This window comes from Kitasatospora sp. NBC_00315, assembly GCF_041435095.1.
Lineage (GTDB): Bacteria > Actinomycetota > Actinomycetes > Streptomycetales > Streptomycetaceae > Kitasatospora.
This window is the reverse complement of the sequence record NZ_CP108025.1, coordinates 778296-797179: the sequence shown is the minus strand read 5'-3', so window position 1 is coordinate 797179 and position 18884 is coordinate 778296. Positions and strand designations below refer to the sequence as shown.

Sequence of the window (18884 nt, the reverse complement as noted above, 5' to 3'; positions counted from 1 at the left end):
AGAACGCGCTCAGAGGAAGTGCCGGATCGGCGCGGTGGCCGCCTCCATGGCGCGCCGCCCGGGGGAGCGGCGACGCCAGCGGCCCGGGTCGAGCCGCTCGCTCACGGTGAGGTCCTGGTCGAGGTCGGCGTCCAGCCGGGCGGTGAACCGCTCGTCGATCACGGTGAGCATGATCTCCTCGTCGTGGTCGAGCGAGCGCCGGTTGAAGTTGGTGGAGCCCACCAGGGCCGCGATGCCGTCCACGGTGAGCACCTTGGCGTGCATCATGGTCGGCTGGTACTGCCAGATCCGGACGCCGGCGGCCGTGAGGTCCTCGAAGAACCGCTCGCCGGCCAGCTGGCAGACCCGCTTGTCGGTGTGCGGGCCGGGGAGCAGGATCTCGACGTCCACCCCGCGTTCGGCGGCGGCGATGAGCAGATCGACGAAGTAGCGGTCGGGCGCGAAGTACGCGGTGGCCAGCCGCAGCCGCCGCTGCGCCGAGGAGATGACCACCCGCAGCAGCGTCTGCATGTCCTGCCACCCGACGCTGGCCGATCCCCGGACGACCTGGACCACCGAGGTCCCGGGCTGACGGTGCTCCTCGAAGCGGTCGGCCGCGTCGTAGAGGCCGTCCTCGCGGCACTCGGCCCAGTTCTGAGCGAAGGCCGCGGCTATGCCGTCCACCGCAGGGCCGCGCACCTGGACGTGGGTGTCGCGCCACTCCTGCGGGTTGCGGGCGTCGCCGCACCACTCCTCGGCGATGCCGACGCCGCCGGTGAACGCGGTGGTCGCGTCGACCACCAGTACCTTGCGGTGGCAGCGGTGGTTCTGCTTGAGCGGCGAGAGCCGGACGGGTCTGCGGAACCACGCCACGTCCACACCGGAGCGGTCCATCTCGTCCAGCAGCTCCCGTTCGATCAGCCTGCTGCCGAAGCCGTCGAGCAGCAGCCGGACCCGTACGCCCTGCCGTGCCTTGGCGGCCAGCGCGTGGGCGAAGCGGTGGGCGATGTCCCCGCGCCAGTAGACGAAGGTGGTCATGTCCACCGTGTGTTCGGCCTCCTCCACGGCCCGCAGCATCGCCGGGAAGATCTGGTCGCCGTTGCGCAGCGGGAGGATCTCGTTGCCCTCGGTGGCGGCGATCCCGATCAGCCGCTCCAGTCGCCTGCGCAGCTCCTGCTTGCGGGTGGCGACGTCCTGTGCCTGCGTGCTGCCGTCGCCGGCCTGCAAGGTGGCGATCTCGTCGATCACGGTCTCTCCTGGTTCGTGGTGGCGGGTCGGGGTGACGGACGGGCGGCGGGCGGGCGGCGGACGCGTGTCGAGGCCCGCGTCAGGGCGTGCCGTCGGAGCAGGCGGTCGGAGCAGGCGGTCGGGGCGAGCGAGCGGGGGCAGGCCGGAGCGGTCAGGCGGCCGGGGGTTCCGGCGGTCCGGACGCGCCGAGTTCGGGCTCCAGACCCTCGGTGACGGGGAGGACGGGCCGGCCGGCCTCCATCCGCCAGGTCTCGAACGCCCAGGCCGTGGCGGCGACCAGCGCGAGTCCCAGCAGCCAGCCGCCGACCACGTCACTGACCCAGTGCACGCCGAGCGCGACCCGGGTGAAGCCGACACCGATCACCGGGACGAGCGCGGCGAGCCACGCGACCGGGCGCCACCCGCGCGGGATCACGGGGAGCAGGACGAGCAGGGCGACGGCGCAGCAGGTCATGGCGGTCATCGCGTGGCCGGACGGGAAGGAGTACCCGCCGGCGTGCGCGACCGGCTCGGGCAGGGCGGGGCGGGCACGGGCGACGGCCTCCTTGACCAGCAGGCCGATCAGCGCGGAGGCCGCCGTGGTGAGCGCCGCCCAGAGCGCGAGCCGCCAGGCCCGCCGGACGGCCAGCCAGCAGACCAGCAGGGCGATCATCAGCCGCATGGTCCACGGTCCCCACAGGACGTCGGTGCACACCCGCAGCACGGTGACCAGCGCGGGGTGGGCCAGAACCGTCCGGTGCAGGCTGTCGGCGGCGTCCCGGTCGAGTCGCTGCAGCGGGCCCCAGTGGGACTCCACCAGGACCAGCAGGATCGCGCAGGGCACCGCGGCGACGGCGAAGCCCAGCAGGGCGAGCAGCAGGCGGGTGCCGAAGCGCCGGTCGCTGTCGGGGCGCGGCGGGCGCGGGGCGTGGTCGGTCGTGATCGATCCCATGATGTCGGTCGGCTACCCCGATTTCACCGGATCAGCCCTGGCACGACGCCCTGCTGTCCGCCGGGGGCCGCACCGCTCCCTCTGCCCCGGGGGTCGCCGCTGCGCTCAGGCCCCCGGGTCGGGCAGGATCGGCTCCCCGCGGCCCACTCGGACCGCCTCCAGCTGTGCGGCGAACGCCAGCCCGAGGAACAGGGCGATGGCCGTCAGGTAGGCCCAGACCAGCAGGGACACGAAGGCGCTCAGCGGGCCGTAGACCGCGTCGAAGGAACCGCTGAGGCGCAGGTAGAGACTGAGCGCCCAGGTCAGCGTCGTCCACAGGACGAGGTAGACGGCCGCGCCGAAGGCCAGCCAGGTGTAGCCGGGCTGGCTGCGCCTCGGCGCCCGCCGGAAGATCACACTCGCGGAGATCAGGGTCAGCAGGACACCCACCGGCCAGCGCAGCAGCGCCCAGACGTCGACGGTGCCCGAGTCGATGCCGTAGACCTCGCTGACCGAACGGGCGATCTGCTGCCCGGCGACCATCAGGACGAAGCCGAGGCCCAGCGGGAGCCCGGCCGTGAGGGCCATCAGCAGCCCGCGCAGGTACTTCGCACGGAACGGCCGGTCCCGCTCCAGGCCGTAGATCCGGTTCGCGCCCCGCTCGATCTGGCACATCGCGGTGGCGACGTTGAGCAGGGAGAACAGCGCGCCGAGCCAGAGCGCGAGCCGGCCGCCGTCGTCGGCCCGGTCACGGCTGCGGTCCAGCACCTGCTGGACGACGCCCGAGCTCGGACCGCTGGTGAGCCGCCTGAGCGTCAGCTCGGCGACCCGCCCGAACCCCTCGGTGTGCAGGAAGGCCGAGAGTCCGACGACGGCGATCAGGAACGGCAGCAGGGCCACCACGGTCTGGAAGGCGAGTGCCCGCGCGTGGCTGAAACCGTCGGCGTAGCGGAAGCGGACGAAGGCGTCGCGGACCAGCCGCCACCGGCCGTAGTCGCGCAGCGCCGACAGCGCCTCGTCGCCGGCGAGCTCCTCGCCGTGCGGGTCCCGCGAGCGCTTGACCCGTGTCGCGGTACCCATCACCGGCTCCTCTCGCCGTACGGGGCGACGCCCGCGGGGGTCGCGGGGGTCACGGGGGCCGCCACCGGGGCCACCGCAGCCCCGGTGCCGGTGGTGCCGGCGATGCTCGCGGGAGGGGTGGGACGGGTCGGCCGGGCCGGCCCGGAGCGGGGACGCACCGGCCGTGCCGAAGGGTGATCGTCGTCCGACGTGGCGGGCCGGGGCGCCCTGAGCAGCAGGGCCCCGGGGCGTACCGTCAGCCGCAGCGTGCGGCCGGCGGGCACCGCCTCGCCGTCGAGCTCGCGCCGGACGGGCCGGTCGAACTCCAGCTCCACGCGCCGGGCCTGGAGGTACTCCAGGGGATGAGCCGCCGCGGTGGCGGATCCGGTGTGCTCGACGGCGGCGGTGGCGGGGCCACCTGGGCCCAGCAGGCGCAGCGCGCGGAGCCAGTCGACCGGGCCCCGGGGGTCGAAGAGGGCGAGCTGGAGCAGGCCGTTGTCGGGCCGGGCGTCGGGCAGCAGCCGCAGGCCGCCCTGGATGGCACCGACGTTGCCGACCAGCACCATGCGGGCCCGGCGCTCCAGCGGTGCGCCGCCGTCGAGCGTGACGGTCAGCCGGAGCCGGGGCGAACCCAGGTGGCGCAGCGCCGCGACTGCGTAGGCGGGCCAGCCGATCAGGTTCTTCAGCCGGCGGCCCGTACCGGCGATGATCTCCGCGTCGAGCCCGGCACCCGCCATCGCGGTGACACAGGTGTCGGGCAGGCCGTCGCCACCGGCCAGCAGCAGGTCCGCGGACCAGACCGGGGCGGCGAGGCCCTCGTCCAGCGCCCGTCCCGGGTGGCGGGGGAGACCGAGGTTGCGGGCCAGCAGGTTCCCCGTCCCACAGGGCACCACCAGCAGCGGTACCGAGGTGCCCGCGAGCGCGCCCGCGCAGGCGGTCACCGTCCCGTCCCCGCCGCAGGCCACCAGCAGGCCCGCGCCGTCCCGGACGGCCCGGGCCGCGGCCTGCCCGCCCGGGTCCGTCGCGGTGGTCTCGACGAACTCCGGCCGGTGGTGGCCGGAGCGCTCCAGCCGGCGCCGGACCCCTTCGCGGGTGGCGCGGTCGGTGACGAGCGGGTTCACCACCACGGTCACGCGCCGGCCGGAATCGGTGGCGGAGGCGGAGGAGACGGCGGAGGTGTCGGCGCCGGGCCGCCCCGCCGCCCCGGGGTCGTCGCTGTCGCTGCCGCCGCCCGCGCGGGCGACGGTGTGCACCGGGCCCCGGTCGGTCAGGCAGAGCCGGGCCGCGACGAACAGCACCACGCCGCCGTTGAGCAGTGCGGCGGCCACGTCGGTGGGGTGGTGCATGCCCCGGTAGAGCCGGCTCGCGCCGACCAGGAGGGGGATCAGGAGCAGGATCCCGGCCGCCGGCACCCGCCACGGGCGCCGAAGGTGCAGCCAGGCCAGTACGGCGAGCCCGCCGTAGAGTGCGAGCGCCGCGCCCGTGTGGCCGGAGGGGAAGCTGGAGGTCGGCGGGGCGCCGTCCAGCCGCACGACGTCCGGGCGGGGGCGCTCCACGCAGAGGGTCACCAGCAGGAACACCAGCGACTGGACGGCGACCGCGCCGCCCAGGAACGCGGCCTCCCACCGGCGGGCCTCGGCCGGCACCACCAGCAGCGCCAGCACGCACAGCGCCGCCACCCCGATCACGGTGGGGGTGGCGGCCAGGGCGGAGAACCACGAACTGAGCTGGTCCGCGAGCGCGCCCCGATGCGCGGCCAGCAACCGGTTCACGCCGTCCTCCGGACCGGGGCGCCCGGCCAGCGCGAGGCCCGCGGCCACGAGCACGGCGGCCAGCGCCGGCAGGTAGAGCGCCGTGCGCCATCGGGGATGTCTTTCCTCCGCAGTCATGCGGGTCGTCTGCCCCGGATTCCCGGCGGCATCCGTCGTCCACCGGCGGCCCCCCGCCGGCCGCCGCGCGACGTGGCGGCCCCGGCCGGGGCCGCGGCGACGGGCGGGGACCGGCCCGGCGGCATGCGGGCGCCGCCGGCGGGTAGCCGCCAGGGGCGGCCGGGGCGACGGCCGGCGGGCGAGCCGCCCCGGCCGTACCGGGTGGCGCTGCGACCAGACAGGACGACGGGCTTGGGCATGTTGGGCAGACTCGACCGCTATCAGCGCAGCCACCGGTGGGCGGGCCACACCGTCGCCGTGGTCTACAAGTTCGTCGAGGACCAGGGCTCGTACCTGGCCGCGCTGATCACCTACTACGGCTTCCTCTCGCTCTTCCCGATGCTCCTGCTGCTGGTCACCGTCCTCGGCTTCGCCCTGAACGGCAACGCCCGGTTGCAGGCGGAGGTGCTGAGTTCGGCGCTCGGTCAGTTCCCGGTCCTCGGGGACCAGCTCGGCGACAACATCCACTCGTTGCACGGCAGCGGATTCGCGTTGACGGTCGGCATCGGCGGGGTGCTGTACGGAGCGCTGGGTGTGGCGCAGGCGACCCAGAACGCGCTGAACAGCATCTGGGCGGTTCCGCAGCACGAGCGGCCCAATCCCCTGGTCTCGCGGTTGCGCAGTCTGCTGCTGCTGGTCGTCCTGGGCCTGGGCGTCGCGGTCACCACCGTGCTGGCCGCCCTCGCCACCAGCGCGCACAGCTACGGGGCCGCGGTCGCCTGGGGGGTCCGGGGCGGTGGGATGCTGCTGTCGGTCGCCGTCAACGCGGCGCTGATCGTGCTGACCTTCAAGGCACTGACGGCGCGTGCCCTGCCGCCGGCCGCGCTGTGGCCGGAGGCGCTCGCGGGAGCGGTGGTCTGGCAGGTCCTGCAGGCGGTGGGCGCCTACGTGGTCGGGCACCAGCTCCGGGGCGCGACCGCGACCTACGGGCTGTTCGGGATCGTCCTCGGCCTGATCGCCTGGCTCTACCTCGGGGCCTTCACCCTGGTCATGTGCGCCGAGAGCGCCTCCGTACGGCATCGCGGACTGCACCCGCGCAACCTGGCCGCGCCGTTCTCCGACGACGCCCGGCTCACCCGGGCCGACCGGCGGGCCTTCACCTCCTACGCGACGGCGGCCGCGCAGAAGCCGTTCGAGGAGGTCCGGGTCCGGTTCGACGAGCCGCGTCCCGGGCGGGCGGCGGAGCAGGAGGGGCCGTCACATCCGCCGGACCCCGGCGGCCCGGCGCGTCCGTCACCTCCCTCGGAGCCGCCGTCGCCGGCCCCCTCCGGCACCGGCACCGGCACCGATACCGCTCCGGCGCGGGAGCGGCCGGTGCTCCCGCCGCGACCCGGACTCGCCCCCTCCCCGGAGGCCGGCGGCCTCTGAGCGTCCGTCGCCGCGAAGGGTCGTTTGCCGACGGACCACCGGGGCAGGCGGATCGCGTCCGCACTCACCGCGCGTCGCACAGGGCGCCCCACCACCGGAGGACCTCCATGCCGGAATTTCTGACCGACGTTCACGCGCTGCGTGCCAAGGCCCGTCGCGACATCACCGACGGACCGGTCACCGACGCCTACGGCGCGGACCTGCCCCGGGTGATCGAGATGCTGAACACCGCGCTGGCGACCGAGGTCGTCTGTACGCTCCGCTACCGCCAGCACCACTTCATGGCGAAGGGGATGAACTCCGAGCCGGTCGCCCAGGAGTTCCTGGAGCACTCGAACGAGGAGCAGCAGCACGCCGACCTGCTCGCCGCCCGGATCGTCCAGCTCGGTGGTACGCCCGAGCTGGATCCGAACGGTCTCGTCGGCCGCGCGCACTCCGAGTACATCCCGTCCCGGGACCTCACCCAGATGATCGAGGAGAACCTGGTCGCCGAACGGATCGCCATCACCTCCTACACCGAGATGATCGGCTGGATCGGCTCCGGGGACCCGACGACCCGGCGGGTGCTGGAGCAGATCCTCGCCCGCGAGGAGGAGCACGCCGACGACATGCTCACCTTCCTCGAAGCCGACCACTGACCCGACACCCGACCGATTGACGACCGGACACCTGACCCGATTACCGACCGGACACCTGACCCGACGACCGGCCCGACCGTGGGTGCCCCACGGCTCGGGCCGGCGTCGACCGCGCGGTGACGGGTCGACCGAGGTTCGGGAAAGGCCGGACAAATCGTACTAATCGATGGAAATCGGACGAGTCCTCAGTTCGGTGTGTCGTCCCGGAGAACCGGGGTAAGCAGGGTGGACCAGCGGGCCGGACCCAGGCCGGCGAGATCGAGGGAGAAGGCTCTCCATGACAGCGTTGCAGCTCACCGACGCAGCACACGCGGTACGCACCGACTTCAGGGACGTCACCGACCTCACCCACCAGACGGACACCACACACCCGATCGACCCCGCCCACGACACCGACACCGACACCCTCCCCCTCCCCGGCCTCGGGGACGAGCGCTCGGCCGGGGCCCCGCAGGCCCCGGGAGCGGTCAGCCCGTCCGACGCGCGCCTGCTCTCCAAGGAACTCTTCGTCCGGCTGCGGACGCTGGAGGAGGGCACGGCCGAGTACTCCTACGTACGCGGGACGCTGATCGAGATGAACCTCACGCTGGCGAAGTTCGCCGCCGGGCGGTTCCGGCGGCGCAGCGAGCCGATGGAGGACATCCTCCAGGTCGCGACCATCGGCCTGATCAAGGCGATCGACCGGTTCGACCCCGAGCGGCCGGTGGAGTTCTCCACCTTCGCGCTGCCGACCATCATCGGCGAGATCAAGCGGTTCTTCCGGGACACCAGTTGGAAGGTCCACGTCCCCCGGCGGCTGCAGGAACTGCGCCTCGCCCTGGCGAAGGCCTCGGACGCGCTCGAACAGGAGCTGGACCGCTCGCCCACGGTCGCCGAACTGGCCTCCCGTCTCGGTCTGACCGACGAGGAGGTCATCGAGGGCCTCAGCGCGAGCAACGCCTACGAGACCCGCTCGCTGGACGCGCCCGCCGACACGGAGGACGCCGAGAGCACCCTCACCCGCAAGCTCGCCGTGGAGGAGAGCGGCTTCGACGCGACCCTGAACCACGAGAGCCTGAAGCCGCTGATCGCCTCCCTGGCCCCGCGCGATCGCGCCATCCTCGCGATGCGCTTCGGCGAGGAGCTGACGCAGTCCGAGATCGGCCAGCGGCTGGGGCTGTCCCAGATGCACGTCTCGCGCCTCCTCACCCGGATCCTCGGTCGACTGCGCGCCGGGCTGCTCGTCGAGGAGTGACACCGGCCCGGACACCGGCCCGGTGTCGTCGGCCCGGTCCGAGGAGACCGGTACGCAACTCCTCCGGCGGAGGGTGTTTGCCCGCCGGAGCACGGGTCAGACGTCCTGTCAGGACGGCGTGCCACCCCCCCCCGCGCGCCGATCCGGCAATGCGGCCCCGGACCATCCCCCAGGTCCGGGGCCGCTGCACGCCCCCTGCGGTGCCGCGGCCCCGGGGCGCCGGGAGGTGGATCCGACCGTGCCCGGCCTGCCTGCGGTGCGTTGTCCGAGCCGGCTGGCACGATGGCCCCGGAGCAGCGCACCTGTCGTGGCGGCGGACCGGGAGTGTTCGGTGAGTGGTGAGGCCTTTTCGGGCAGCGGCCTGGCGCGGTTGCGCGAAGCCATGGCGGGACATGTGGAGCACGGCGGGGTGCCCGGTCTGGTCGCGCTGGTCAGCCGCCGGGGCGAGGTGCACGTCGAGGTGCACGGCCGGGCGGCCCTGGGCGGCCGGCCGATGGCACGCGACACGATCTTCCGGGTGGCCTCGCTGACCAAACCGGTCACGGCGGTCGCCGCGATGATCCTGGTCGAGGAGTGCCGGCTGCGGTTGGACGACCCGGTCGACCGCTTTCTGCCGGAGCTCGCCGACCGCCGCGTGCTGCGCAGCCCGGACGGACCGCTCGACGACACGGTGCCCGCCGAGCGCCCGATCACCCTGCGCGACCTGCTCACCTTCCGGGCCGGGACGGGCATCCTGCCGACGCCCCCGGGCGCGCACCCGATCCAACGGGCGATGGACGAGCCGGCGCTCGGCCAGGGCCCGCCGCGGCCCGGCGCGGTGCCGGCCCCGGACGAGTGGATCCGCCGGCTGGCCACCCTGCCACTGATCCACCAGCCCGGTGAGCGCTGGATGTACAACACCAGCGCCGACGTGTTGGGCGTGCTGATCGCCCGGGCCTCGGGCCTCCCGTTCGAAGCGTTCCTGCACGAGCGGGTCTTCGAGCCGCTGGGCATGAAGGACACCGGCTTCGCCGTGCCGGCCGCCGATCTCGACCGGCTGGCGACCGCGTACGGCGGAACGCCGGTGGACGGCGTGCTTCCGGTGTACGACGAGGCCGAGGGCGGTGAATGGAGCCGCCCGCCGGCCTTCCCCTCGGGCGCGGGCGGACTGGTCTCCACCGTCGACGACTATCTCGCGCTCGGCCGGATGCTGCTCGGCGGCGGCCGCCGCGGCGGTGAGCGGATCCTGTCGCGGCCCTCCGTGGAACTGATGCTGAGCGACCAGCTGACGCCCGCCCAGAAGCGGGCGACGTCCTGGGTCGGGGACTACTTCGACACTCACGGCTGGGGTTTCGGACTCTCGGTCGTCACCCGCCGCACCGACCCGGCCGAGACGGTCGGCCGGGCGGGCTGGGACGGCGGCCTCGGGACGTCCTGGTACGTGGACCCGCGGGAGGACATGGTGACCGCCCTGTTCACCCAGCGCGCCTGGACGTCCCCCGTCCCGCCCGAGGTCTGCCGCGACTTCCTGACCTCGGCCTACCAGGCGATCGCGGACTGACCGGGCGCTCGCGCACCGGCCGGCCGGTGCGGCCGCACCCGACCGACCGCACCGACCGCACACGCCGCACCGACCGCACCGGCCGGCCGCCGGATCAGCCCATGGTCACGACGACCTTGCCCCGGATGTGCCGGCCGGCGAAGTCGGCCACCGCCCGGGGCGCGTCCGTGAAGGGGTAGCGGGCGCCGATCTCCACCTGGAGCCGGCCGTCCGCCGCCCGCTCCGCGAGGTCCTCCAGGTCTCCGGGCCGCGGCTCGAAGGAGCCGATGTAGACCGGGGTCACGTCACCGTCCAGCTCGGCCGGCCCGAAGAGCGGCGAGACCAGTCGGCCGCCGGGCCGCACGGCCCGGGCCGAACCGGCCAGGTCCTCGCCGCGGTTGATCAGGTCGACGACCACGTCCACTCCACCGGGCACCTGCCGCAGGGTCTGCGCCACCACGTCCGCCTCGCGGTAGTCGACCGTGTCGGTGGCGCCGAGGCGGCGCACGTACGCCGCGTCGTCCCCGCTCGCGGTCGCGACGACCCGGGCCCCGAGCGCGGTGGCGAGTTGCACGGCGTACAGGCCGATCCCGCCGGTCGCCCCGATCACCAGAACGGTGTCGCCGGCCTTCACCCCGGCGGCCCGCAGCAGGCAGACCGCCGTCATCCCGGATTCGGGGAGGGCCGCCGCGTCGGCGGCGTCCAGGCCCGACGGCCGCCGGGCGAGTCCGGGGCCGGCCTCGGCCACGGTGTACTCCGCGACGGCGCCGGCCGTGGTGCCGGTGAACGCCAGCACCTGGTCACCCGGCGCGTAGCCGGTGACCCCGGGGCCCACCTCGGCCACCGTGCCGGCCGCGTCCATCCCGATCACCAAGGGGTGTTCGACCGGGTAGAAGTCCTTCATCGTGCCGGTGATCAGCCCCAGGTCGAGGGGGTTGAGCGCGGCCGCGGCGACCTTGATCACGACCTGGCCCGGCCCGGCGGTCGGGGTCGGCAGATCGGCCACGGTGATCCGGTCGAGCGGCTGGTACTCGGTCGCGACGAGGGCTTTCACGGGAGACTCCTGACGGGTGCGCGGGGAGGGGGAGCAGGGCAGGGGGCGAGCAGGGCGCCCGGGCGCCCGTTACTTTCTAAGCGCTCCCCCCGTCCTCGACGCCGCGACCGACCGGCACTGCGCCGAACGGGGAGGTCAGGTCCGCGGCGTGGCCGTCCGGGCGGCCCCGTCCACCGCTTGCCCACCGATCCCGGCTCCCGTCCGGCCCGGCTCCCGTCCGTCCGTCCGGCCGACCGCGCGAGGCCGCCGCGCCCGCTCAGCGCGCCGGGGCTCCCGTCCAGCCGTGCGCCACGTCGATCACCAGCCGGTGGTCGAGCTGGTACACCCGGAACGGCAGCCGGGCGCGCACGCCGAGGCCGATCTGCGTCCGACCCTCGAAGCTCGACGCGAAGCGGGCTTCGACGAACGTCCGGTAGCCCGACAGATCGACGCCGGGCAGTGGCGCACCGGGCCGGCCGGGGTAGGTGACGGAGCCGTCGACGGGATCGTAGGACGGTGCGTCCACGACGATCTCGATGACCGCGCCGCCGCGTACCGCCAGCGGCTTGCCCGAGCCGTCCTGGTGAAGCGTGTCGACGTACCGGACGTGGTGGCCGAGCGACGCGCCCGGCGAGGCGCCGGGGACGTCGAGCACCAGCCGGTCGTAGCACGGGTGCGCGCCGGTACGGACGTTCTGCAGCGGCTGGGACGCCCCTGGCGCTTCCAGCTCCTCCGGCAGGCTGCCCCAGCCGGTCGGGCAGAGCTGTGCCGTCCGTGCCGGCGCGGAACCCGGCGCGACCGGGGCCGGTGCGGCGGTGGGGAGCGGCCCGGCCCCGGCCAGGGTGACCGGAGCCGCCAGGGTCGCGGCGAGCGCGAACACGGCCGTAACGATGATCCGACGTCGCATGGCTGCCTCCTCGGGCAGTGCGTGAACCCCCACCCGGGAGGACGGCGGTTCCGGAGCGCATGGTTCCGGAGCGCGAGGCGCTCGTTCGGGTGGTTGCGGTCAGGGCCCGACGACCCCCCCCGTACGGGCCGCCCGCCCGCCGGGCTCCCGGCCGCGCCGCCGACGCGCCGATCCGCCCGGCGCCGCCGCCGGGGCCCGCGCTCCTGATGCCCGGCCCGCGGACGGCCGCGATGATCGAGGGAGGAGCCACCCGGCACACCGGTCCGTCGGTCCCCGGGGGCGGCACCCGCCGCCCGGCCGCGCTCCGCGAGGAGACCTCCGATGTCCACCGAACCCGTCGCCCGGTCCGCGTCCGCCCTGACACCCGGCGAGCGCGCCGCCCTCGGGACGGCGGTCCGCACCGGCCGGGTCGCCGCCGACCAGTGGGCCGGGGCCGACCCGATCCGGACCGGGCGGCCCCGCCGGTCGCGGACGCCCGGAGGGGTGACGCACCCTGCGGGTACGTCACCCCTCCGGGGCACTGCCCGGCGCCCTGCGATCCGCCCGTCGTCGCAGGGCCCGCCGCGCTCCGTTGCCGGTCGGGCGCCGGTCAGGCCGGGTTGTCCGCGTGGGTCAGGCTCTCCCAGGCCACGAACAGGTTGTCGGTGCCGGCCGGACGCTGCTGCTCGGTCAGCGCCTGGGTGTTGTCCATGGCGTATCCGAGGCGGTTGTGCAGGGCGTTGAAGCCCACCTCGGTGACCGGGCCGAGCCCGCGGTTCAGCACACCTCCGCAGAGCCAGGACGGCACGGCCGCGCCCAGCTCGTACTTGGCCTGCAGGCCCAGTGCGTGCCGCAGGCGGTCGGCGACCTCGGGGTAGAGGTCCTGCCCCTGGATCCGGCTGGTCTCGGCCACGTGCGAGATCGCCGAGAGCCCGTAGCCGGTGTGGGTGAAGTCCCGGCAGGTCTCCTGGGTGAGGCCGTCCACGAAGGTGCTCTGGCCCTGCCAGTAGGAGACGATCTGGTCGCGGGTGGTCAGACCGCTGCCCGGCGCGGTCCTCGGCAGCGCACCGTCCGAGGCCAGGTAGACGTACGCCGGCACCCGGCCCCGGAACTTGGCGACCGCCTTGTCGTAGACCGTCCGGTCGTCGAGGAAGACCGCGATGCCGATGGTGGCCTCGGTCATGCTCAGTTCCCAGTTGCCGTTGCTGTTCGAGCCGTTGACGACCTCGGGCAGGTAGACGTTTCGCAGCATGCCGCCGAACCGGCTGACCTTGTCGGCCGCCCACCCGGAGTAGGTGTACCTGATGATCTCCGCGGCCCGCGGCCAGGTGGACGCCGACCAGGCGGTCTGCAGCGGCGCGTTGCTGTTGGTGTGGTCGGTGATCGTGCCGGACCAGGCGTCCATGATCTGGACCGCCTTGGCGGCGTAACGGCTGTCCTGGGTGATGTACCACTCCAGCGCCAGCGTGTAGGCCGCCAGCGCGTCCTCCCGCTCGTCGGTGCAACCGTAGTTCGGGTTCGAGTACGAGCCGCACTCGACCACCGACCGGGGCTTGGGCGTACGGCTGAGCGAGGCGTACTTGCTCGCGTGCATCTGGTCGTACGCGGCCTTCCACGGCTGCGCGCCGGCCTGCACCTTGGCCCGGACGAAGTCGAGCTGCGCCCGGCTGACCAGCACCCCGGGGTGGGTGAAGGCGGCCGGTGCGGCCTCGGCCGCGGGGGCCGCGCCCAGGCCGGAGGCGAGCAGCGTGAGCAGGCCGGCGACGGCCGGCAGCTGCCGGAGGCGTCGGTTCATGTCGAGTCCCTTCCGCTCGAGTGCCGGCAGTACGTCAGGACGGCAGCAGCCACTGCTGGTTCGCCGCGCCGAAGCAGTCCCACAGCTGGAGCCGGGTGCCGTTGGCGGAGCTGGGACCGGTGGCGTCCAGGCAGCGTCCGGAGACCGGGTTGACCAGGGTGTTGTTGCTGCCGGCCTGCCACTTCTGGGCGCCGGTGCCGTTGCAGTCCCACAACTGGAGCAGGGTGCCGTTCGCGGTGCCCGCGCTGGTGGCGTCCAGGCACTTGCCGAGAGCCTGGAGGGAACCGTCGGTAGCCACCGTCCAGTTCTGCGCGGTGGTGCCGTTGCAGTCGTACAGCTGGACGGCCGTGCCGTTGGCGCTGGAGGCGGCCGCGATGTCGACGCACTTGCCGCCGTAGCCGGTGATCCGGCCGGTGCGCGGCGGGGTGGTGGTGCCCCCGCCGGTGACGGCGTTGAAGGTGGTGGCGAACTGGTAGGCGCTCTGCGAGGTCCCGCTGCACGAGTCGGAGAGCGTGCCGTTCGAGGCGCAGGCCTTGTCGCGGCCGAGGGCCCAGTACGCCAGCAGCTGGATGCCGTTGCCGCGCGCGAAGTTGGTGAGGGTGGTGGCGTTGGCGGTGCTGAACACCTCGTTGGTCGAGTCGTTCACCCCGATCATCGGGGTGTTGCCCTCCATCGCCCACAGCTGCTGCGAGGTCTTGGTGGTCCAGATCTGCCCGAGCTGGGTGTGCAGGGCGCTCGCGGCGTCGGTGGCGGCCTTGCCCATGTCCAGCGTGGCGCCGTAGTCCATCGTCATGATGTTGACGACGCCGACGTTCAGGCCCCGGCTCTTCGCGTTGTTCAGCAGGCTGAGCGAATCGGCCTCCAGGCCGGTCGGGTTGACCGGCAGGGTGTAGTGCACGGCGAGGTTGCGCCCGGCCGCCGCGTAGTCCTGCTGGAGCGAGGCGAGCGCCTGGTTGCGCCGGTCGTTGGCGGCGGTGTCGCCCAGCGCGCCGCCCTCGACGTCCAGGTCGATCTTGGTGAGGTTGAGGGTGTCGACCACCCTCTTGTACTGCGCCTTCAGGCTGCTCACCGAGGTGCAGGCCTGGCCGAGTTCGGTGCCCGAGGCGCCGCCGAAGGAGGCGATCACGTCACCGCCGGCCGCGCGCAGGCTGTTGACGGCGGACGTCCACCCGGCGTCGGTGATGGCGGTGTTGCCGTTGAAGGTGGCGTTGCAGCTGCCGTCGCTGATCACGAAGGCCAGGGTGAAGTACTTCAGCCCGGTCGCGGTACGGGCGTTGGCGAGGGCGTTGGGGGAGTTCCAGGTCTCGACGTAGGGCGCGGCGTACTGCGCGGGGAAGCCGGGGCCGGGGTTGGCGGCTGCGCTCGCCTGGGGTGCGGCGGCCAGCAGGGCGCCGGCGGCCAGGGCGAGCGGGGTGACCAGTGCGGCCAAGCGGGAGGGGCGTGGCATGACTGTCCTCCTGGGGACCATGTGGGGGTTCGGTCGTGCGGAAGAGCGGCCTGACGGCTGCTCGGACGTCGCCGAGAGGAAGGCGGGTGCGGGGCCGGGGCAGCGCGGTGCCCGCGGCGGTGCCGTGCGGTGCCCCGGGCGGTGCGGCGCCCTGGGCGGCACGCCGCTCGGTTCGGCACCGGAGTCAACTAGACCTGCCGAGCCGCCGTCAAGAGTATTGAATGGAAGGTTTCCTAACTGTCATATCGTCAACTACCGAACGATCAAGCCCCGGGCTGCCCCCGCAATGCCTTCACAAGTTGACGATGATTGGTAGAGACCAAAGCCTTGACGCCTTGTCGTGTCCAGGAGTTGAATCTCACCGCGACACCGGCCGGCCTTTCCCCTCAGAGCCCAGCAGCCGGCGCCAATCCCCCCACCCCGAGGCGAGGCGGCCGTGCCCACGGGCGCGGCCCCGTACGCTCTCGGCCCACCGGAATGCGGAGCCGACCATGCCCAGGCACCGATCTGCCCATCGTTCCCGTCCCGGCCGCCTCACCGCCGGCCTGCTGGCCGGCACCCTCGCCGCCGCCGGCCTGCTGAGCGCGGGGGCCCCGGCCTCCGCCGCGAGCGAACCGGTCTCGGTCTGGCTCACCACCACGGACGACGCCGGCGGCCGGCACGTCACCCGCGGTCTGCAACAGCAGGCCGGAACCGCGTTCAGCAGCGGCGCGGGAAGTGGCGGCCAGTTGATCAGCGTCGACGAGAACACCCGCTACCAGCAGTTCACCGGCGGAGGCGCCTCCTTCACCGACACCGCAGCCTGGCTGTTGAACAGCAGCGGCGCGCTCAGCGCGGCCACCCGCGACGACACCATGCGCAAGCTGTTCTCGCCCACCGACGGCATCGGACTCTCCTTCGTCCGCAACCCGATGGGCGCCTCCGACCTGGCCCGCTACGGGTACACCTACGACGACGTCCCGGCCGGCCAGAGCGATCCCGCGCTGGCCTCCTTCAGCCTGGCGCACGACCAGGCGGACGTCCTGCCGCTCACCAAGCAGGCCAAGCAGCTCAACCCCGCGCTGAGCGTGCTGGCCTCACCGTGGACGGCGCCGGCCTGGATGAAGGACAGCGGCGCCCTCAACGGCGGCTGGCTCAAGGCGGAGGACTACGCCGCCTACGCGCAGTACTTCGTCAAGTACGTCCAGGCATACCAGGCCCAGGGCGTGCCGGTGAACTACCTGACCGTGCAGAACGAGCCCACCTGCTGCGCGGGTTACCCGTCGATGAGCTGGAACGGTTCGGGGCTGGCGTACTTCACCGGGACGAACCTGCTGCCCGCGCTCGCGAACGCCGGCCTCAGCACCAAGGTCCTCGCACTGGACTGGAACTGGGACCAGTACGCGGCCTACGCCGCGCCCTCGGTCGACGACGCCGCGATCCGCAACCACCCCAACTTCGGTGGCGTGGCCTGGCACGGCTACGGCGGCGACGTGGGGACCCAGACCACCGTGCACAACCAGTACCCGGCGACGGACGCCTTCGACACCGAGCACTCCGGCGGCACCTGGATCGGCAACCAGCAGCAGGAGGACATGCGCAACATCATCGACTACACCCGCAACTGGGGTAAGTCGGTGACCAAGTGGAGCCTGGCCGTCGACCAGAACATGGGCCCGCACTACGGCGGATGCGGCACCTGCACCGGGTTCGTGACCGTCCACAACGGCGACTCCCGCAGCGGGCAGGTCGACTACACCGTCGAGTACTACACCATGGGCCACCTGACCAAGTTCGTGAAGCCGGGTGCCTACCGGATCGCCTCGACCGCCAACTCGGCCGTGCCGAACGTCGCCTGGCGCAACCCCGACGGCTCCAAGGCGCTGATCGCCTACAACGACAGCGGCTCCGCGCAGAATGTGCGGGTCAACTGGGGCGGCCAGAACTTCAGCTACAACCTGCCCGCCAAGACCTCGGCCACCTTCACCTGGAACGGCGGTCAGAGCGGATCGGGCAGCCCCGGCGGAGCGATCACCGGCCTGGCCGGCAAGTGCCTGGACGTCGCCTCGGCCGCCACGGCCAACGGCACCGCCGTCCAGCTCTACGACTGCAACGCCAGTGCCGCGCAGAACTGGACGCTCGGCGGCGACGGCACCGTCCGCGCCCTCGGCAAGTGCCTGGACGTCAGCGGCGGCTCCACCGCCGACGGCGCCAAGGTGCAACTCTGGGACTGCAACGGCTCCGGCGCCCAGCAGTGGACGTACTCCGCCGGCTCGCACGACATCGTCAACCCGGCCGCGGGCAAGTGCCTGGACGTCACCGGCAACACCTCCGCCAACGGGACGGCGACCCAGATCTGGACCTGCACCGGCGCTGCCAACCAGAAGTGGACCGCGCCGACCGGCTGACCCTCGCACAGCTGGGCGGGCGGCCGGGGACGGATCCCGGCGGCCCGCCCCGCCCCGCCCCGGCCCGCCCCGGCCGGCCCGGCTCACGGCGTACCGGCGTGCCGGCGACGCAGTTCGCTCACCACCGCCCAGATCACCGAGACCGTCGGGACCGAGACGACCGCGCCGATCACCCCGGCCAGGATCCCGCCCGCGGTCACCGACAACGCCACCACGACCGGGTGCAGCCGCACGGCCCAGCTCATCACCAGCGGATGCAACAGATGGCCCTCGATCTGGCCGATCACCACGATCAGCGCCAGCACGACGAGCGCGGTGACCGGCCCCTTCGCGGCCAGCGCCACCACGGCGGCGATCGCCATCGCGACGGGCGACCCGATCAGCGGTACCAGGGTGGCGAAGAACTCCAGCACGGTCAGCGGCAGCGCCAGCGGCACCCCGAGAACGGCGAGGGCGATGCCGACCAGGGTCGCGTTGGTGGCCGCGACGATCATGATGCCGCGGGTGTAGCCGGCGAAGGTCCGCCAGGCGGCCCGCCCGGCCGCGTCCCAGGACGCCCGCCCGCCGCGCGGCAGCAGCTCCTCCGCCCACCGCCACATGCCGTCGCCCGAGTGGATGAAGAAGATCGAGCAGAAGAGGGCCAGCGCACCGCCGGTCACGATCTCCACCACCCGGGTGGCCTCGCCGACCGCCGTACTGACCAGGGTCGAGCGGTGCGAGGAGATGAAGGAGGTGATCTTCGAACGGAGGTCGGTGACGGCGCCCGGCCGGACGTGGAAGGGAGCCCCCTCCAGCCAGCGTTCGATCCGGTCGAGCCCGCCCCGGAAGTCGTTGCCCACCTTCGTCCACTCATCGGCCACGGTCTCGCCGACGAACGACAGGGCGGCGGCCACCACCAGCAGCGAGCCGACCACGACGACCGCGACGGCGAGCGGGCGGGGGATCCGACGGGCCAGCAGATCCGTCGCCGGGCGCAGGATCGCCGTGACCACCAGCGCCACGAACACCGCCACCACCGGCAGCACCAGCTTGCCCAACAGCACCAGCACCGCGTAGACCAGCGCGCCGACCAGCAGCAGTCGCCAGGCGTACCCGGCGACCCGCTGGAGTACGGGGCCGACCGCAGAGCCGTTGACGTGCGCCCCGGCCGGGGCGTCCCGCCCCCCTCGTCCGGCCGGCCGGGGGTGGACGCGAGCGAGGGCCGTGCGCCGGGCCCGCCGGGCTGCCGCCTCTGACCTCATACCGGTGCGCCTTCCCATCCGAGCCATCCGAGTCGCGTCGGGTCGAACCGCTCCGGCCGGATCGGGGCCTGGTCGCCCGTCGTGGTCGGACCCGCGGCCTCGCCCCGACCTGTGCGTTCGCGCCCCGGCCGTCCGGCCGCCGCCGACGCGACCGCGCCGCCCGTCGCCGAGGCTACGTGACCCCGGCGGCCGATCCGGTGCACCGGCCGGGC

The 18884-nt window shown here is 73.6% G+C and carries 14 protein-coding genes; 5 read left to right on the top strand and 9 right to left on the bottom strand.

Going from position 1 to position 18884, the window contains the following annotated elements; all coding sequences use genetic code 11:
* Nucleotides 1–9: 9 nt before the first annotated feature.
* The 4 genes from OG823_RS03360 to OG823_RS03345 form a co-directional block, all read right to left on the bottom strand.
* Nucleotides 10–1206 carry a phosphatidylserine/phosphatidylglycerophosphate/cardiolipin synthase family protein gene (locus OG823_RS03360; protein WP_371484284.1) on the bottom strand — a complete coding sequence of 399 codons (1197 nt, stop codon included), beginning with the start codon at nt 1204–1206 and terminating at the stop codon, nt 10–12.
* A gap of 172 nt (nt 1207–1378) precedes the next feature.
* On the bottom strand, nt 1379–2158 hold the full coding sequence (locus OG823_RS03355; protein WP_371477351.1) for a phosphatase PAP2 family protein: 780 nt from the start codon (nt 2156–2158) through the stop codon (nt 1379–1381).
* A 105-nt stretch (nt 2159–2263) separates the two neighbouring features.
* Entirely contained in the window at nt 2264–3217 is a 954-nt protein-coding gene (locus OG823_RS03350) for a YihY/virulence factor BrkB family protein (RefSeq protein WP_371477349.1), read from the bottom strand.
* Nucleotides 3217–5085, bottom strand: a complete 1869-nt coding sequence (locus OG823_RS03345; RefSeq protein WP_371477347.1) for a diacylglycerol kinase family protein — start codon at nt 5083–5085, stop codon at nt 3217–3219. Before OG823_RS03345 ends, OG823_RS03350 begins: the two co-directional genes overlap by 1 nt.
* 237 nt (nt 5086–5322) lie before the next feature.
* Here OG823_RS03345 and OG823_RS03340 point away from each other — a divergent pair, with 237 nt between their 5' ends.
* The 4 genes from OG823_RS03340 to OG823_RS03325 all read left to right on the top strand — a co-directional run bounded on the left by OG823_RS03340 (nt 5323) and on the right by OG823_RS03325 (nt 9904).
* A complete protein-coding gene (locus tag OG823_RS03340; protein ID WP_371477345.1) occupies nt 5323–6492 on the top strand; it encodes a YihY/virulence factor BrkB family protein in 1170 nt (389 codons plus the stop codon).
* Nucleotides 6493–6599: 107 nt separating this feature from the next.
* Complete coding sequence (locus OG823_RS03335) at nt 6600–7130, top strand: bacterioferritin (RefSeq protein ID WP_371477344.1); 531 nt, start codon at nt 6600–6602, stop codon at nt 7128–7130.
* 277 nt (nt 7131–7407) lie between these two features.
* Complete coding sequence (locus OG823_RS03330) at nt 7408–8364, top strand: SigB/SigF/SigG family RNA polymerase sigma factor (RefSeq protein WP_371477342.1); 957 nt, start codon at nt 7408–7410, stop codon at nt 8362–8364.
* Between the two features lie 331 nt (nt 8365–8695).
* A complete protein-coding gene (locus tag OG823_RS03325; RefSeq protein WP_371477341.1) occupies nt 8696–9904 on the top strand; it encodes a serine hydrolase domain-containing protein in 1209 nt (402 codons plus the stop codon).
* A gap of 94 nt (nt 9905–9998) precedes the next feature.
* Here OG823_RS03325 and OG823_RS03320 read toward each other — a convergent pair whose 3' ends face one another.
* The 4 genes from OG823_RS03320 to OG823_RS03305 form a co-directional block, all read right to left on the bottom strand.
* Nucleotides 9999–10937, bottom strand: a complete 939-nt coding sequence (locus OG823_RS03320) for an NADP-dependent oxidoreductase (protein WP_371477339.1) — start codon at nt 10935–10937, stop codon at nt 9999–10001.
* Between the two features lie 256 nt (nt 10938–11193).
* A complete protein-coding gene (locus tag OG823_RS03315; protein ID WP_371477338.1) occupies nt 11194–11823 on the bottom strand; it encodes a hypothetical protein in 630 nt (209 codons plus the stop codon).
* A gap of 589 nt (nt 11824–12412) precedes the next feature.
* Nucleotides 12413–13597 carry an alginate lyase family protein gene (locus OG823_RS03310; RefSeq protein ID WP_371477336.1) on the bottom strand — a complete coding sequence of 395 codons (1185 nt, stop codon included), beginning with the start codon at nt 13595–13597 and terminating at the stop codon, nt 12413–12415.
* Nucleotides 13598–13631: 34 nt separating this feature from the next.
* A complete protein-coding gene (locus OG823_RS03305) occupies nt 13632–15044 on the bottom strand; it encodes a ricin-type beta-trefoil lectin domain protein (protein WP_371477334.1) in 1413 nt (470 codons plus the stop codon).
* Between the two features lie 491 nt (nt 15045–15535).
* On the opposite strand from OG823_RS03305, the gene OG823_RS03300 reads away from it, so the two are divergent.
* Nucleotides 15536–17431 carry an RICIN domain-containing protein gene (locus OG823_RS03300; protein WP_371477332.1) on the top strand — a complete coding sequence of 632 codons (1896 nt, stop codon included), beginning with the start codon at nt 15536–15538 and terminating at the stop codon, nt 17429–17431.
* Nucleotides 17432–17514: 83 nt separating this feature from the next.
* On the opposite strand, the gene OG823_RS03295 is transcribed toward OG823_RS03300, so the two are convergent.
* Entirely contained in the window at nt 17515–18672 is a 1158-nt protein-coding gene (locus OG823_RS03295; protein ID WP_371477331.1) for an AI-2E family transporter, read from the bottom strand.
* Between the last annotated feature and the right edge of the window lie 212 nt (nt 18673–18884).

Bases quoted from the DNA above. Each gene is read 5' to 3' on its own strand.
- OG823_RS03355 (WP_371477351.1), bottom strand. From the start codon at position 2,158: ATGGGATCGATCACGACCGACCACGCCCCGCGCCCGCCGCGCCCCGAC.
- OG823_RS03350 (WP_371477349.1), bottom strand. From the start codon at position 3,217: ATGGGTACCGCGACACGGGTCAAGCGCTCGCGGGACCCGCACGGCGAG.
- OG823_RS03345 (WP_371477347.1), bottom strand. From the start codon at position 5,085: ATGACTGCGGAGGAAAGACATCCCCGATGGCGCACGGCGCTCTACCTG.
- OG823_RS03340 (WP_371477345.1), top strand. From the start codon at position 5,323: ATGTTGGGCAGACTCGACCGCTATCAGCGCAGCCACCGGTGGGCGGGC.
- OG823_RS03335 (WP_371477344.1), top strand. From the start codon at position 6,600: ATGCCGGAATTTCTGACCGACGTTCACGCGCTGCGTGCCAAGGCCCGT.
- OG823_RS03330 (WP_371477342.1), top strand. From the start codon at position 7,408: ATGACAGCGTTGCAGCTCACCGACGCAGCACACGCGGTACGCACCGAC.
- OG823_RS03315 (WP_371477338.1), bottom strand. From the start codon at position 11,823: ATGCGACGTCGGATCATCGTTACGGCCGTGTTCGCGCTCGCCGCGACC.
- OG823_RS03310 (WP_371477336.1), bottom strand. From the start codon at position 13,597: ATGAACCGACGCCTCCGGCAGCTGCCGGCCGTCGCCGGCCTGCTCACG.
- OG823_RS03305 (WP_371477334.1), bottom strand. From the start codon at position 15,044: ATGCCACGCCCCTCCCGCTTGGCCGCACTGGTCACCCCGCTCGCCCTG.
- OG823_RS03300 (WP_371477332.1), top strand. From the start codon at position 15,536: ATGCCCAGGCACCGATCTGCCCATCGTTCCCGTCCCGGCCGCCTCACC.
- OG823_RS03295 (WP_371477331.1), bottom strand. From the start codon at position 18,672: ATGAGGTCAGAGGCGGCAGCCCGGCGGGCCCGGCGCACGGCCCTCGCT.